17 protein-coding genes are annotated in these 15,271 nt (G+C 58.0%); 9 read left to right on the top strand and 8 right to left on the bottom strand.

What is annotated here, in order from left to right:
• Positions 1-77 precede the first annotated feature (77 nt).
• A complete protein-coding gene (locus PO778_RS04875; protein WP_271438810.1) occupies positions 78-500 on the top strand; it encodes a PaaI family thioesterase in 423 nt (140 codons plus the stop codon).
• A 51-nt stretch (positions 501-551) separates the two neighbouring features.
• On the opposite strand, the gene ilvC is transcribed toward PO778_RS04875, so the two are convergent.
• The 4 genes from ilvC to miaA form a co-directional block, all read right to left on the bottom strand.
• Entirely contained in the window at positions 552-1,571 is a 1,020-nt protein-coding gene (ilvC, locus tag PO778_RS04870; RefSeq protein ID WP_160730645.1) for a ketol-acid reductoisomerase, read from the bottom strand.
• A gap of 13 nt (positions 1,572-1,584) precedes the next feature.
• A complete protein-coding gene (gene ilvN, locus PO778_RS04865; protein ID WP_160729944.1) occupies positions 1,585-2,100 on the bottom strand; it encodes an acetolactate synthase small subunit in 516 nt (171 codons plus the stop codon).
• Positions 2,101-2,110: 10 nt separating this feature from the next.
• The gene (gene ilvB / locus PO778_RS04860; RefSeq protein WP_271438809.1) at positions 2,111-3,880 is read right to left on the bottom strand and encodes a biosynthetic-type acetolactate synthase large subunit; all 1,770 of its coding nucleotides are present in this window, start codon (positions 3,878-3,880) and stop codon (positions 2,111-2,113) included.
• Positions 3,881-3,983: 103 nt separating this feature from the next.
• Positions 3,984-4,952 (bottom strand): tRNA (adenosine(37)-N6)-dimethylallyltransferase MiaA, encoded by a 969-nt coding sequence (miaA, locus tag PO778_RS04855; protein WP_271438808.1) that lies wholly within the window; start codon positions 4,950-4,952, stop codon positions 3,984-3,986.
• Here miaA and serB point away from each other — a divergent pair.
• Positions 4,945-5,823 carry a phosphoserine phosphatase SerB gene (gene serB, locus PO778_RS04850; RefSeq protein WP_271438807.1) on the top strand — a complete coding sequence of 293 codons (879 nt, stop codon included), beginning with the start codon at positions 4,945-4,947 and terminating at the stop codon, positions 5,821-5,823. The genes miaA and serB overlap by 8 nt on opposite strands.
• Positions 5,824-5,838: 15 nt before the next feature.
• Here the strand turns inward: serB and PO778_RS04845 are convergent, their stop codons facing one another.
• Positions 5,839-6,525 (bottom strand): nitroreductase family protein, encoded by a 687-nt coding sequence (locus PO778_RS04845; RefSeq protein ID WP_271438806.1) that lies wholly within the window; start codon positions 6,523-6,525, stop codon positions 5,839-5,841.
• Positions 6,526-6,628: 103 nt separating this feature from the next.
• Between PO778_RS04845 and PO778_RS04840 the strand changes: the two genes are divergently transcribed.
• Positions 6,629-7,420 (top strand): Coq4 family protein, encoded by a 792-nt coding sequence (locus tag PO778_RS04840; protein ID WP_160729939.1) that lies wholly within the window; start codon positions 6,629-6,631, stop codon positions 7,418-7,420.
• A 2-nt stretch (positions 7,421-7,422) separates the two neighbouring features.
• Here the strand turns inward: PO778_RS04840 and purL are convergent, their stop codons facing one another.
• The 3 genes from purL to PO778_RS04825 are packed head-to-tail and all read right to left on the bottom strand — an operon-like array spanning position 7,423 to position 10,861.
• Positions 7,423-9,741: a phosphoribosylformylglycinamidine synthase subunit PurL gene (gene purL / locus PO778_RS04835; protein ID WP_271438805.1), complete on the bottom strand. Its 2,319-nt coding sequence runs from the start codon at positions 9,739-9,741 to the stop codon at positions 7,423-7,425.
• A 9-nt stretch (positions 9,742-9,750) separates the two neighbouring features.
• Positions 9,751-10,431 carry a hypothetical protein gene (locus PO778_RS04830; RefSeq protein ID WP_160729937.1) on the bottom strand — a complete coding sequence of 227 codons (681 nt, stop codon included), beginning with the start codon at positions 10,429-10,431 and terminating at the stop codon, positions 9,751-9,753.
• Between the two features lie 28 nt (positions 10,432-10,459).
• The gene (locus PO778_RS04825) at positions 10,460-10,861 is read right to left on the bottom strand and encodes a DUF2177 family protein (RefSeq protein ID WP_271438804.1); all 402 of its coding nucleotides are present in this window, start codon (positions 10,859-10,861) and stop codon (positions 10,460-10,462) included.
• A gap of 61 nt (positions 10,862-10,922) precedes the next feature.
• On the opposite strand from PO778_RS04825, the gene PO778_RS04820 reads away from it, so the two are divergent.
• From PO778_RS04820 to PO778_RS04795, 6 genes are all read left to right on the top strand, one after another.
• Entirely contained in the window at positions 10,923-11,174 is a 252-nt protein-coding gene (locus PO778_RS04820) for an exodeoxyribonuclease VII small subunit (RefSeq protein ID WP_160729935.1), read from the top strand.
• Position 11,175: 1 nt separating this feature from the next.
• On the top strand, positions 11,176-12,084 hold the full coding sequence (locus PO778_RS04815) for a polyprenyl synthetase family protein (RefSeq protein WP_271438803.1): 909 nt from the start codon (positions 11,176-11,178) through the stop codon (positions 12,082-12,084).
• A complete protein-coding gene (gene coaD / locus PO778_RS04810; protein WP_160729934.1) occupies positions 12,081-12,593 on the top strand; it encodes a pantetheine-phosphate adenylyltransferase in 513 nt (170 codons plus the stop codon). The genes PO778_RS04815 and coaD overlap by 4 nt, the downstream gene beginning before the upstream one ends.
• A 72-nt stretch (positions 12,594-12,665) precedes the next feature.
• Complete coding sequence (locus tag PO778_RS04805) at positions 12,666-13,364, top strand: peptidylprolyl isomerase (RefSeq protein ID WP_160730643.1); 699 nt, start codon at positions 12,666-12,668, stop codon at positions 13,362-13,364.
• Between the two features lie 37 nt (positions 13,365-13,401).
• On the top strand, positions 13,402-14,430 hold the full coding sequence (queA, locus tag PO778_RS04800; protein WP_271438802.1) for a tRNA preQ1(34) S-adenosylmethionine ribosyltransferase-isomerase QueA: 1,029 nt from the start codon (positions 13,402-13,404) through the stop codon (positions 14,428-14,430).
• A 39-nt stretch (positions 14,431-14,469) separates the two neighbouring features.
• A complete protein-coding gene (locus tag PO778_RS04795) occupies positions 14,470-15,258 on the top strand; it encodes a hypothetical protein (protein ID WP_271438801.1) in 789 nt (262 codons plus the stop codon).
• Positions 15,259-15,271 lie beyond the last annotated feature (13 nt).

Below are 15,271 nucleotides of genomic sequence, written 5' to 3'. Positions count from 1 at the left end.
GCCGTTTGGCTTGTAAAGGCAAAGTAGGTTAGCCAGGCTGAGAAACAATCTTACATCACGCAAGGGAATGAATGTTCATGGAAAGCAACCCAGCAGAGCCGCTTTACAAGACGATGGGACTGGTTCGGATCGTCGAACTGGACAAGGCCGGGCGCGCCGTTCTGGAATATGAAGCAACTGCCGCTCAGTGTCATTCGGGCGGCGTGGTGCAGGGCGGTTTCGTCACAGGCTGGATCGATGCAGCAATGGCCCATGCCGCGATTGCCCTGAAAGGAAAGGACATCGTGCCGATGTCGCTGGAGCTCAAAGTGAGCTTCTTCGCGCCAGCACGGCCTGGATTGGTCATAGCCGAGGGGTGGGTGGAGCGAGGCGGCCGCCGGACAGGTTTCTTCGAAGGTGTGCTGAAAGACAGCAAAGGCACCGTGCTGGCCAAGGGCACAAGTACCGTTCTGCTCGCTGACCGAAGCAAGGTCGAGGCAGCGGCCAAGTCTGCCAGCTGATTTTTGCTGTGCCGGCCGCCCATCGCGGGCGGGCCGGCGCAGCAATTGGTTTTAGTTCTTGTCCTTGTCGACCAGCTTGTTGGCCGAAATCCACGGCATCATCGCGCGCAGTTCAGAACCGGTCTTTTCGATCGGATGGGCTTCTGCGGCTTTCCTCGATGCTTTGAGTTCCGGCTGACCGGCGCGGTTGTCGAGAACAAAGTTCTTCACGAAACGGCCCGACTGGATATCGGCCAGAACGCGCTTCATTTCTGCCTTGGTTTCATCCGTGATGATCCGCGGGCCTGTGGTGATGTCACCATATTCCGCAGTATTGCTGATGGAATACCGCATATTGGCAATGCCGCCTTCATACAGCAGATCGACGATCAGTTTGGTTTCGTGAAGGCATTCGAAATAGGCCATTTCTGGTGCATATCCGGCTTCAACCAGCGTTTCGAAACCTGCCTGGATCAGGTGCGTGATCCCGCCGCAAAGGACAGCCTGCTCGCCGAATAGGTCAGTTTCGCATTCTTCGCGGAAATTGGTCTGGATGATGCCCGAACGGCCGCCACCGACCGCGCTGGCATAGGCGAGCGCAACATCGTGCGCGTTTCCGGTCGCATCCTGATCAACTGCGATCAGGCAAGGCACACCGCCGCCGCGCTGGTATTCGCTGCGCACCGTGTGGCCGGGACCCTTTGGCGCGATCATGATTACGTCGATATCGGATGGTGCCTCGATCAGGCCGAAATGGATATTCAGGCCGTGGGCAAATGCCAGCGCGCTGCCAGCTTTCATGTTGCCCTTGAGATCATTTTCCCAGATCGCTGCCTGATGTTCGTCGGGCGCCAGGATCATGACGATGTCGGCCCATTCAGCGGCCTGTTTGTTCGTCAGAACCTTGAACCCGGCATCTTCAGCCTTCTTGGCGGTCGCGGAACCTTCGCGAAGGGCGATAGCCACGTCATTCACGCCGCTGTCACGCAGGTTTTGAGCGTGGGCGTGACCCTGGCTGCCGTAACCGACGATTGCGATCTTCTTTCCGGTGACGAGGTTCAGATCGGCATCGGCATCATAATAGACTTTCATCATTTCCCTTTCGTCAGGTGCTTTTTGCACCGCGCATCATTCCAACGATCCCCGTCCGTCCGACTTCCACCAATCCAAGCTCGCGCATGAGGATGATGAAATTGTCGATCTTTTCCGGGGACCCTGTGAGTTCGAAAACAAAGCTCGAAGTGGTCGAATCGACGACTTGAGCGCGAAAAATTTCAGCTGTGCGGAGGGCCTCGACCCGCGCATCGCCCTTGCCGGTAACCTTGATCAGCGCCAGCTCGCGTTCGACGTGCGCACCAGCGGTTGTCAGGTCAACAACCTTGTGAACCGGCACCAACCGTTCCAGCTGGGCCTCGATCTGGTCGATAACCGCTGGCGGGCCGTTGGTGACGATGGTGATCCGGCTGATTGCGTGGTCTTCAGCAATATCGGCCACGGTCAAGCTGTCGATATTGTAACCGCGCGCGGTGAAAAGGCCTGCGATCTTCGCAAGAATACCGGCTTCGTTATCAACCGTGATGGCGAGCACGTGCCGCTCTGCCGTTGTTTCCTTGATATGCATTATCGTGCCCTTACACCAAAGCCTTCGCTTCGTCGTCCATGGTCCCTTCGACCTGATCGCCATACAGCAGCATATCGGTGTGTGCCGCGCCGCTGGGGATCATCGGGTAACAATTGGCGTCCTTGGAAACCTGGCAATCCACGATGACAGGCCCGTCATGCTCCAGCATGGCCGCGATGCCTGCATCTAGTTCGCTTTCGTCATGGATGCGGATACCTTTCCATCCATAGGCCTCGGCCAGGCGAACGAAGTCGGGCAGGCTGTCCGAATAGGAATTGGAATAGCGGCTTTCATAGGTCAGTTCCTGCCACTGGCGGACCATTCCCATATATTCATTGTTCAGGATGAATACCTTGACCGGCAGGCGGTATTGGCTGGCGGTCCCGAGTTCCTGAATGTTCATTTGGATGGACGCCTCACCTGCAATATCGATGACGAGGTCGTCCGGATTGCCCAGCTGCGCCCCGATCGCGGCGGGCAGACCATAGCCCATTGTGCCGAGGCCGCCGCTGGTGAGCCATTTATTAGGGTCGAAAAAGCCGAAATATTGCGCGGCCCACATCTGGTGCTGGCCGACTTCGGTCGTGATGATTGGCTTTCGGTCACGGGTGAGAGCGAACAACCGCTCAACTGCCTTTTGCGGCATCAGGGAATCGCTGCGTTCGGGGTAGGCGAGGCTTTCACGGGCGCGCCATCCGGCAATCCGGGCCTTCCATTCACCCAAATCCATTGGATTTACGGAGGCGAGACCATCGATCAATTGCTGTAGAACGGTGCCGCAGTCCCCGACAATTCCCAGATCGACCGGTACAACCTTGTTGATCGACGCACGGTCGATATCGATATGTATTTTCTTTGAATCGGGCGAAAATGCGTCGAGCCGACCTGTCACGCGGTCATCGAAGCGTGCGCCGATGCAGACCATCAGGTCGCATTTGTTCATCGCCATGTTGGCTTCGTATGTGCCGTGCATACCCAGCATACCGAGCCAGTCGGGATGCTCGGCCGGGAATGCTCCCAATCCCATCAGGGTTGATGTGACAGGCGCTCCGGTAATGTCCTGCAGTTGGCGCAGAAGCGTGCTTGCCTCTGGCCCTGAATTGATGATCCCGCCGCCCGTGTAGAGAACGGGGCATTCCGCCTGAGCGATCATCTCGACCGCCTGGCTGATCTTGTCTTTCTTACCGACAGTCCGCGGCTGATAACGGGCAGAGGCGGGCGGTGCTTCCGAAACGGCGTCCCAGTCGGCCAATGCGATCTGCACGTCCTTGGGGATGTCGATCAGCACCGGGCCGGGGCGTCCGCTCGTGGCAATGCGAAAGGCTTCCTCGATCGTGACGCGCAAATCCTTGGGGTCTTTGACGAGGTAATTGTGTTTCGTGCAATGCCGGGTAATCCCGATCGTATCGGCTTCCTGAAACGCGTCTGTTCCGATGAGCGCGGTCGGAACCTGTCCAGTGATTACGACCAACGGGATCGAGTCAAGATAGGCATCGGCGATGCCGGTGACTGCATTGGTTGCACCGGGGCCGGAGGTAACGAGTACGACGCCCGGCTTGCCGGTTGAACGGGCGTAGCCTTCGGCGGCGTGGGCTGCGCCGGCTTCGTGACGGACAAGGATATGGCGAATGCGCTGGTCTTCGAACAATTCGTCATAGATCGGCAGCACGGCGCCGCCCGGATAGCCGAAGATGAATTCGACACCCTGACCAACCAGGCTCTCGATCAAGATCGATGCGCCGCTGCGCTCCTGTTCAGACACTGTTTCCTCCAATTCCATAGTCGCGAATGTTCGCTGGTCAAAAATTTAGCCCGGCGCAAGGGACGATGCACCGGGCTATGACCGACGCCTGCACTAAAGATATAAAATGATTCGTCAAGGCCTAATTGCGCAATAATAATTCAAATATACTGCCAATATCGGTATTTTCCGGCGCAGACCTTGGCCAATCTTTCGGCGGCTGGTTCCGGAACCAGGTAAACTGGCGCTTTGCATACTGGCGCGTGCTGAGCTGACCCGCCTCGATCATCTCCTCTTTGGAAAGATCCCCGGATAGCCAGCCCATAATCTCCCTTACGCCGATCGCACGCATCACCGGCAATTCCGGATTAAGGCCGCGCGCCGCGAGCTGCTGCACTTCCTGGACGGCGCCCTGATCAAGCATAAGCGTGAAGCGCCGATCGCACCGTTCATACAGCCATTCGCGATCGGGTTGCAGGACGAGTGGGTGCAGCATTACATCGCCGCCGATCCCGCCCACCAGCTTGCCGTGCCAGTGATACATCGGCGATCCCGTCGAACGGATCACTTCCAGAGCCCTTGCGGTTCTGGTGGTGTCCGCCGGAGCCAGCCGGCTTGCCGCCTCGGGATCTTCGATTTCCAGTGCGGCCCGTGCCTCCACCTGCGGCATGGCGCGGATGGCTTCTCTTATTGCCGGTTCGATCGGAGGGATGGGCGAAATCCCGTCGAGCAGCGTGCGCATATAGAGGCCCGTTCCCCCGACCAGAATCGGAACGCAGCCGGCATCATGCAATTGGGCGATCACTTTTTTCGCGGCCCCCGCCCATTCTGCAGTCGAACATGCTAACGCGCCGTCCCAGTCACCGAACAGGAAATGCGGGATGCCTTGCATTTCCTGTTCGTTTGGCCGGGCGCTCAGCACCTGCAAATCGCGGTAAACCTGTGCGCTGTCGGTATTGATGATCGCTGCTGGCCGCCCCTGTGCTTCCAGCTTTTTGGCCAGCTTTACTGCCAGATCGCTCTTGCCGCTGGCCGTCGGCCCTGCAATGAGCGCGAGGGGCGGCAGCCGCGCTGGCTGTTCGCCCAATTCAGGAGACTTTGCATTGCTCATCGCCCGGTTGATAGCAGACCCGGAAGGACTTGAAACTCGCCTTGATCGTGTTGTGAACGCGCTCAGCGAAAAAGGCATGTCGGTGGCAATGGCCCGGATGCTCGAACACGCAGGCAAGGTTTTGCATCTGTCACTGCCAGAGGGCGATATGCGCACCCTGCGCACAGTTGTCGAAGAGATCATGCAGCCGCAAGCCGCGCTGTTTTCAGCCAACGATATAGAAATACCGAAACTGTTCGTATCGGACATGGATTCGACGATCATCGGGCAGGAATGCATCGACGAGCTGGCCGACTTCGCCGGAATGAAAGATCAGGTTTCCGAGATTACCGAACGGGCAATGCTGGGGGAATTAGATTTCGAAGCGGCGCTGCGCGAGCGCGTTGCGCTGCTGAGCGGTCTTGAAGAGAGCGCGATAGATCGCTGCCTGGCCGAACGGATCAGGCCGATGGCCGGCGCGAGAACGTTGCTCAATACCCTCAAAGCCCATGGCTGCCGAACTGTGCTGGTCACTGGCGGGTTCCATCATTTTGCCGATGCCGTGGCCGAGGATCTCGGCTTTGACCGTGTTGTCGGGAACCGTCTGGAGGTTGCATCCGGCGCGCTTACCGGCGGGCTTGTTGGGCCGATTGCGGACAGCTCGACCAAGCTGAACGTATTGCTGGAAGAACGTGCGAAGATATCCTCACCGCATGTCATGGCCGCGGGTGACGGCGCGAATGACATTCCGATGCTGGGCGAAGCCGATTACGGGATCGCCTATATGGCAAAGCCGAAAGCGCGCGATGCGGCGTCAGGCTGGGTCGACACGGGTAATCTGTCTGACATTCTCGATCTGTTGGACATCCCGATCGGGGACCGGGCCGGCTGATTCAGGCAGCTGGCGTCACAACCAGCTGCTGATCATATCGAGCGGCTTTTTTCTCAACGCGTGTGTCGGAACGGTGGCGCCGGGTGCAGGCTTGCCCGCGACGATGATCATCAAAGGCTTTTCTTCTGCAGGCCGGCCGCACAGATCGCGCAGGAAACCCATAGGCGAGGGGGTATGGGTCAGGGTGGCGACCCCTGCCGCATGAAGGGTGGAGAGTAGCATCCCGCAAGCAATTCCCACGCTTTCATTGACGTAGTAATTCTGCGTCTTTCCGTCTTCTTCGATGCCGCCCTTGCGCTGCGCGAACACCACGATCAGCCAAGGGGCTGTTTCCAGAAAGGGCTTGTCTTCGTCAGTGCCAAGCGGAGACAGGGCATCCAGCCATTGATCGCTGGCGCGCGCGTTTTCCCCGTCGGCGCCGTAGAACTCACGCTCCTCTGCCTCTGCCGCCTCGCGGATCGCCTTCTTCTTGTCTGGCGAAGATATCACGCTGAAATGCCACGGTTGGTGATTTGCGCCGTTGGGCGCGTTTCCCGCCGCCTGAACCGCGTATTCGATGACTTCACGCGGAACTGGCTCGTCAGAGAAATAGCGGCAGGTTCGCCGTTTTGCGTGCAATTCCTGATATTCGCGCGCCCTTATGATGCGTTCCTGATCGCTGATGTCGGGCAGGCAATACGGAACGGAATCATGATTTTTCATGTCGTAGATATCGTACGGTGCAGTCCGAATGGGAAGGGCTTTTACGTCTCCCTAATTGACACCGTTGTAAGTAATGATCAGATTGACCCGCAGGAGATTTGATATGGCAGCGATCGACAGGCCTTTGAAACATCCGGCACGCAAGCTTGCAGGGTTCCAGCCCTTCAAGGCGATGCGTCATTTTCGCAATCTGATCGCGGACAAGGAAGATACCGAACAGGTCTTTCACATTATTGAGGCGCTGAAAGGCAGAAAGAGCGCACGCCAGGCCGCAGACTTTGTCCAGTCAGAACCGGGCCGCGAATTGCTGCGCAAGGATTTCGATATACCTGCAATGCTCGACGATCATGATCGCTGGGCAGACTGCGGACCGGAAACGGTTGCCCAGCATTATATGCGGTTCATGAAGAGCGAAGGCCTGACCGCTGCTGGCCTGGTCGCCGAATCGTATAAATGGCTACCGCAGGATCAACGCCCGCAGGACCTGTACGAATGGTATTTCGAGCGGCTTCGCGACACGCACGATCTGTTTCACGTATTGACCGGCTATGGCCGCGATCCGCTGGGTGAAATCTGCCTGCTGGGCTTCAGCTATGCGCAGAACCACAATCGCGGCGTGCTGTTCATTGCCTATGCCGGGGCACGCCAGATGAAGAAGGAATCCGGCACTGCTGCGCCGATTTTCGAAGCCGTCAAAGAAGGCCGCAGGCTGGGTAAAGCAGCGGCCAAGCTGGCTCATCAGGACATCGAATCCCTCATGCGTGAACCGATTGATGCCGCCCGCGCGCGGTTAGGTCTGGGCAAGCCGGTCGTTTACCGCGAATGCCTGCGGATCCTCGAAGACGAAGGGCATACGGCAGAAGAAGCGTTTGAAGGTGCCCAGCAGGCAGCCTGACCTCAGTCTTCCATCCAGTCCTTGAAGAAGCTTTCATTGGCTGCACGCAAATCGTTCACCGGAATGTTGAACAGGATTCTGTCCTCGTCATCCTTCCAGGAAAATGACTTTCCGCCGGTGAAGCCGATCCAGTCGGCGCTCACGCCAGCCTGTTCGCATTCTTCCTTGAACGCTTCCCATTCCTCACGTTCCGTGAAGGTGAAGGTGGCGATGTAACGCGACTGATCTTCACCGAACATGTCGAGAAGCGAGTCGCCCAATGTATGGACGGTTGCGCCAATACCGCTGGACATCGCCATTTCGGCCAGCGCGACCGCAGCGCCGCCATCCGAGATATCATGGACAGCGGTGCATCGCGCCTGTTCGATCAGACCGCGAACGAATTCGCCAATTTTACGCTCAAGCGCAAGATCAACAGGCGGCGGTGAGCCATCCTCCAGTCCACGAACCTCGCGCAGCCATGTCGACTGGCCCAGGTGCGAACCGATCGTACCAATTGCGCCATCGGCACGCATGGCCGGCAGGTCCGGTGTTTCGGACTTGGCGTTCCACAAAACGTCGCCATTGTCGGTAAAGCCGCCGAGCACGACGATCGCATGGCCTTCATCCTTGAACGGGATGGTAGCCATATCGCCAAGATCTTCGAGCACGCCGACGCCGCCGATTGCGGGGGTGGGCAGGATTGCACTATCGCCGCCGGTGGCCTTGCTTTCGTTGTAGAGCGAAACATTGCCGCTAACGATCGGGAAATCGAGCGCGCGGCAGGCTTCGCCCATGCCTTCCAGACAGCCAACGAACTGAGCCATGATTTCGGGCCGCTGCGGATTGGCGAAGTTCAGGCAGTTGGTCACTGCAAGCGGCCTCGCACCAACGGAATTCAAGTTGCGATATGCCTCTGCAATCGCCTGTTTTCCGCCTTCATATGGATCGGCATAGCAATAGCGCGGATTGCAATCGGTCGAGATGGCGAGCGCCTTGTTCGTACCGTGAACGCGCACAACGGCTGCATCACCGCCCGATTTCTGGAGGGTGTCTGCGCCGACCTGACTGTCATACTGTTCCCAGATCCAGCGGCGCGATGCGAGCGCGGGGCTGGCAAGCATATGCAGTAGTTCCGCACCATGGTCCTCGCTATCCTCAATGCGGGAAAGCGACGGGATGCCTGCCCAGGCCTTGTACTCTTCCTTGGACGCATATGGGCGCTCATATTCAGGAGCGTCGGAGGCAAGCGGACCGAGCGGAATATCGCAGACCACTTCCCCGCCGAATTCCAGAACCATGTGCTGGGTGTCGGTGACTTCACCGATGACCGCGAAGTCGAGCTCCCACTTCTTGAAGATCGCCTCTGCCATGGGTTCTTTGCCCGGCTTGAGAACCATGAGCATCCGCTCCTGGCTTTCACTCAGCATCATTTCGTAAGGCGTCATGCCTTCCTCGCGGCACGGAACCTTGTCCATGTCGAGGCGGATGCCGGTTTTGCCGTTCGTCGCCATTTCGACGCTGGATGATGTCAGACCCGCAGCGCCCATATCTTGGATCGCGACGATGGCATCGGTTGCCATGAGTTCGAGGCAGGCTTCGATCAGCAGTTTTTCGGTGAACGGATCGCCAACCTGTACGGTCGGGCGCTTTTCCTCAGTGTCTTCGCTGAAGTCGGCGCTGGCCATGGTTGCGCCGTGGATACCGTCACGACCGGTTTTCGATCCGACATAGACGATCGGATTGCCGATGCCGGTGGCAGCGCTGTAAAAAATCTTGTCCGCGTCGGCGACACCGACGGTCATCGCGTTGACCAGAATGTTCCCGTCATAGGCCGGGTGGAAATTGGTTTCGCCGCCGACAGTCGGAACGCCCACGCAATTGCCGTAGCCGCCGATCCCGGCAACCACGCCTTTCACCAGATGTTTCATCTTTGGGTGATCAGGCGAGCCGAAGCGCAAGGCATTCATGTTCGCTACGGGACGGGCGCCCATGGTGAACACGTCCCGCAAGATACCGCCTACGCCGGTGGCTGCACCCTGATAGGGTTCGATATAGCTGGGATGATTGTGGCTCTCCATCTTGAAGATGGCAGCCTGACCATCGCCGATGTCGATCACGCCGGCGTTCTCGCCCGGTCCACAAATCACCCACGGTGCTTCCGTTGGCAGCTTCTTCAAATGGAAGCGGGACGATTTGTAGGAGCAATGCTCAGACCACATCACGGAAAAGATGCCCAGCTCAACCAGATTGGGTTCGCGGCCAAGACCGGCTAGAACGCGATCATATTCCTCTGGGCTGAGGCCGTGGGCTTCGACGACTTCGGGAGTAATTTCGGACATGCTGCGCCCTTAGCGGGGTGGGCTTGCTCCCGCTAGCCCCCGATCACTTATATGGCGGCGAGTTGTCCCCACCCAAGATGCAACCCATGCCGCAATCCCGAAGCTGGCAAGCGCCGTCAGGTACAGCCCGATGCCGGCAGATTGTGGTTCGGGCCCGAACCAGTTGATCGATTGCATGGCGAGCAACAAGGCAAGCAGGATCCACGGCGGCATCACAGGCCCCTTGGTCTTGCGGACGTACCAGAGGAATGCGGCCAAGGTGATGCCAAGCTCCAGCGCAATAGCGATTGCCGGGTAATTCCAGATGCCGAAACCGATTTTCGAATCGCCGCCAGCAAACGTCAGGTCGGGCCGGTGGACCAACAGATCAACGAACCAGTGGGAAAGCACAACCAGCCCGCCGATCAGCGCCGTGGTCAATTCGCGCCGTGCGAGCAGCAGAACGACAACGAAGGCTATCGCCCAGATCGCAGAGCCGAGCAGGCTATGGGTATAGGGCATGTGATACAGGTCGAGCGGGTTCATGGCCGTCGCCCCCGGTTCGATCCGCATATGCTCCACGCCCACCGTTGCCAGTGCGAAGAAACCCCAATCGACCAATTGGCCGGCGATGAAGAGAGTGCCAAGCTTTGGCGCTCTCTTGCTATAGGCTGCCGCCGCAAAGGCCGGCGCCCAATGACCGATAAACATTTCCCCAGTGCCCCCGGATGAAATCCGATTAATGTGTGAAGCGCAGTGTTACCCATGTGGCAATGCCGCTGGCAACCGCTGTTGCGAATGCTCCCCAAAGAATGTCCATCACGCTTATCTGGGTGGACCAGACTTTCAGCACAGCCTGGCTGGTCAGGTCATAGGTCGCATAGCAAAGCCCGCCCAACAGCGCGCCGTTCAGCATTGCCGTCGGAACATTTCCCGATGCCAGCCCGGGCTTCACCGCAAACCAGATCATTCCGGCGATGTAGATGAGGTAGAAAACGCCTGCTGCGCCGACCCGGATGTTGTCGGTCATAATCTCACCGATTACCGGGCGGTAGAGGTTCGGTGCCGCCCAGCGCAGCCAAAGCGCGTCGAGTATGCCGAAGCTTATGGCAGCGGCGACGTAGGCTATGATCCATTTCATTGTGATTTCCCCTGTTTGCACAGCTTGACCAAGCGAGCCGTGACCGTCAATGCTCCCTGCCATGAACGAGGCAGCACCCGACATTGACAAGATGACTTTCGAAGACGCTTTGCGGGCTTTGGAAGATGTAGTGAAACGGCTTGAGAGTGGGGAGGTTCCACTAGATGAGTCGATCAGCCTTTATGAACAAGGCGAGAAACTGCGCCTGCATTGCCAGGCCCGGCTCGATTCGGCGCAAGCGAGGATTGAGAAGATCGTGACCGGCGCTGACGGCAAGGCATCGGGCACTGCGCCGTTCGACGCGGACAGTTGACGTGAGCGATACCGGGTCTCCCGAAGCCATCCTGTCGTCCGGACTGGCCGATATCCAGCAGGATGTAGACAAGGCGTTCGACGCAATGATGCCGGTGCCGGATGATACCAGGGCGCGGCTCGTCGAAGCGATGCGCTATGCCGCGATTGGCGGCGGCAAACGGGTCCGCCCGTTACTGGTGGCAGCAACCGCCGCGATGTTCGGGGTGGACCGCGACGCTGCGGTGCGCACCGGCTGCGCGGTTGAGGCCATCCACGTCTATTCGCTTATCCACGACGATCTGCCATGCATGGACGATGATAATCTGCGCCACGGGAAGCCAACGGTTCACAAGGCCTTCGACGAAGCAACCGCAGTACTTGCCGGCGATTCGCTCCATGCACTCGCGTTTGAGATCCTTTCGGATACAGCGACCAGCGGCGATCCGTTCACCAGAGCTGAGCTGATAGCGACCCTTTCCACCGCCAGCGGAATGGGCGGTATGGCCGGCGGTCAGATGATGGATATGGTCGCGGAAGAAACCGATTACGACCTGCACGCCATCACTCGTCTACAACAACTGAAGACCGGTGCGCTCTTGGCAGCTTCGGTCGAAATGGGCGCAATTCTGGGCAAGGTCGCGCCAGAGGGACGGGCGCATTTGAGAGCCTACGCCCGTGATATCGGGCTGGCATTCCAGATCGCCGACGATCTTCTGGATCACGAAGGCGACGAAGATTTGGCGGGTAAGGCCCTGCGCAAGGATGACGAGCAGGGTAAGCAAACCTTTGTGACCCTGATGGGCCCGGATGGGGCAAGACAGCAGGCGAAAGCGCTTGTTGAACAGGCAGTTGGCCATCTGGTCAGTTACGGCGATGACGCCGCGCTGCTGGGCGCGCTGGCACGGTATATTGTGGAGAGGGATCGATGAGTGAACGGATAGGCATTTACCCGGGCACTTTCGACCCGATCACGCTGGGCCATGCCGACATTATCCGGCGCGGTTCGAAACTGGTCGACCGGTTGATCATCGGCGTGACCACCAACCCTTCGAAAAACCCCATGTTCAGCACGGACGAGCGGATGGAAATGGTTCGCCGCGAGGTGACGAACCTCGGTCTCGGCAATGTCGAGATTGTCGGTTTCAATGCTCTGCTGATGAAATTCGCACGGGCGCAAGGCGCGAGCGTTATTGTCAGAGGTCTGCGCGCAGTCGCCGATTTTGAATACGAATATCAGATGGCTGGCATGAACCAGCAACTGGATGCCGAGATCGAAACCATTTTTCTCATGGCAGACGTCTCGCTGCAACCTATCGCATCCAAGCTGGTGAAAGAAATCGCCCTGTTTGGCGGTGACATCACACCATTTGTCAGCAAGGAAGTCTGCGAAGACGTCGTTGCGCGGGTGGAAAAAATCGGCCGCTTGGGCGATTATTGATCATTCATTGAAGTGACAGGCCCCGGACGCTAGATGGTCGGCCATAGAAATTACCAGATTGACGGGAAATTGATGTTTAAACACCTGATCGCCACCAGCGCATTCGCTGCGCTTGCTTTCACTTCCGGCCAGGCTTTTGCCCAAGACGAGGCCCCGGTAGTCGATGAAAGCGTGGAAACGGCGAACCTTCCCAAGCAATATGCGCCGATTAATTACAATGTGAACGAGGATCGCGAGAATATCCTTGTTCTCGATCTTTCCAACGGTCGCCGCGTGCAGGTCCGGTTGATGGAACAATGGGCGCCCAAGCATGTTCAGCGGATCAAGACGCTTGCCCGCCAGGGTTTCTACGACGGGATCATTTTTCACCGCGTGATCGAAGGGTTCATGGCCCAGACCGGTGACCCGACCGGCACGGGCCAAGGCGGTTCCGAACTTCCCGATCTGGAGGCGGAATTCAATCCGATGCCGCATGTTCGCGGAACGCTCTCCATGGCACGTGCACAGTCGGAAGACAGCGCCAACAGCCAGTTCTTCATCAATTTCTACCCGCGTTTCTCGCTGGATAAGCGCTACACCAATTTCGGCAGGGTCATTTCCGGTATGGACGCAGTGGATGCGATCAACCGCGGCGAACCGCCGGCGAACCCGACCCGTATTTTGCAGGCATCGATCGGCTCGGATAACAAGCCTGTGCCTGCGCCAGAGCCGGTCGCTCAGCCCGAGCAGGAAATAACTTCCGACATGCTCAGCGCCCCGATCGAGGGTTAGTCTTCACATACCATCGCAGTGCAGATAGGGCCGCGCCATGCGTGTCGACCTGTTTGATTTCGAGCTTCCCCAGGAACGGATAGCCTTGCGCCCGGTATCGCCTCGCGATGCTGCCAAGATGCTTGTGGCCGACAAGGATTCAGACCTTCTCGACGTTCATGTGCGCGATTTGCCGTCATTCCTGAACCGCGGCGATGTGCTGGTGTTCAACGATACCAGGGTCATTCCTGCTCAGCTGGAGGGCGTTCGCGGAGAGGCAAAGATCGGTGCGACGCTGCACAAGCGGATCGATCTGCGGCGGTGGCAGGCATTCATTCGCAACGCCAAACGGCTGAAGGAAGGTGACCGGATTGCCTTTCCTAGCGAGGTGTTCGCGATTGCGGAGCGCCGCCACAATGACGGCAGTTTCACTCTCGCCTTCGAAGGGGACGAACCGGTCGAGACGCTGCTCGAGCGCGCTGGCCGGATGCCGCTCCCCCCGTACATCGCAGGAAAACGGCCGACCGACGAACGGGACAAATCCGACTACCAGACTATTTTTGCGAAAGAGGATGGCGCTGTCGCAGCCCCAACCGCAGCGCTTCACTTCACCGATGCCTTGCTACGGGCGCTCGATGATCGGGGAGTGGTACGCGAGACGCTGACGTTGCATGTTGGTGCCGGGACCTTTTTGCCGGTCAAGGCTGACGATACGGACGATCACGCTATGCATGCGGAATGGGGCCGCATCGACGCCGATACCGCGGCCCGGCTCAATGCGGCCAGGGTGGCGGGTAACCGGGTTATCGCTGTCGGTACGACCAGCCTCAGATTGCTTGAAAGCGCGGCTGACGAGCACGACGTCATTCAGCCGTTTGCAGGCGACACATCGATTTTCATCACTCCCGGCTACCGGTTCAAGGCAATCGACGGTCTGATGACCAATTTCCATCTGCCTAAATCGACGCTTTTCATGCTTGTCAGCGCACTTATGGGTCGGGACCGCATGCAGGCATTCTACGCCCACGCGATTGAGAGTAATTATCGCTTTTATAGCTACGGGGATTCGTCTTTATTGTTGCCTTGAACTTGCAAAGAATGGAAATTGGCAAGGGGGGAAGAATAGATGCTGTCTTCGATCTCGGTTCCGCTGTCCGCGGAAAGGAACAGCTTTCCCAGCGACGATGACATTCGCGCCGCGATGCAGGCCATCGGACTGGTGACGCGTTACGATCCTGCGAAGCAGAGCAGGGACGGCAAGAAAACACGCATAAGTGATGATGGTAAAGACAAACTGGTGCTGGTCGGATCGGGCGAACACCACAAGGATTTGGCCAAGCGAAATCTAGATGCAGGTGAGCATGCCGTTTTCTCCAAGGAGATTGAAAAGTATTCTGTCTTCTGCGGAGCGCATGTCCCGACCAAGTCGAATGTCTTTGTAACCCGCGTTACGGAAGGCGCGATCACCGTCTGGTGCCAGCAATCCAGCCTTCGCGGGATTGTAGATGTCACCGGAGTGCTGGTTGCGAAGTTTCGTGATCGCGGAAAATTCCCATTTATCGACCTTACCGAGTGGGAGAAAATTTCAGCTCCGGTCTCGGCTTACAGCGGCGGCGAGGCCAAACGTCTCGCGACGGGAACTATCGAGCGGGGCAAATTCGAAACTTTCTTCGAGACGCGCAAATGGGATATTCTCCTGTTGCTGGTGCTCGGTATCCTGTTTGCGGCAACACTTATCAGCGCAAGTGGATCAACGACGGCTGAAGGCACTGACAATTGGTGGACCGTGTTCTCCAAGGCGACCTGGCCATCCTTTGGGATTGCGGTCTTGACGCTGTCGGCGACACTTTGTTTCTCATTTTTGTCGACAATCGTGAAGAAGGTTGCTTGGACTTGGGAAGAGGGCAATTCCTGAAACAAGAGCAATG

It is taken from the genome of Pontixanthobacter luteolus (genome assembly GCF_947494915.1).
GTDB classification, from domain to species: domain Bacteria; phylum Pseudomonadota; class Alphaproteobacteria; order Sphingomonadales; family Sphingomonadaceae; genus Pontixanthobacter; species Pontixanthobacter luteolus.
This window is presented reverse-complemented; position numbering and strand designations above follow the sequence as displayed.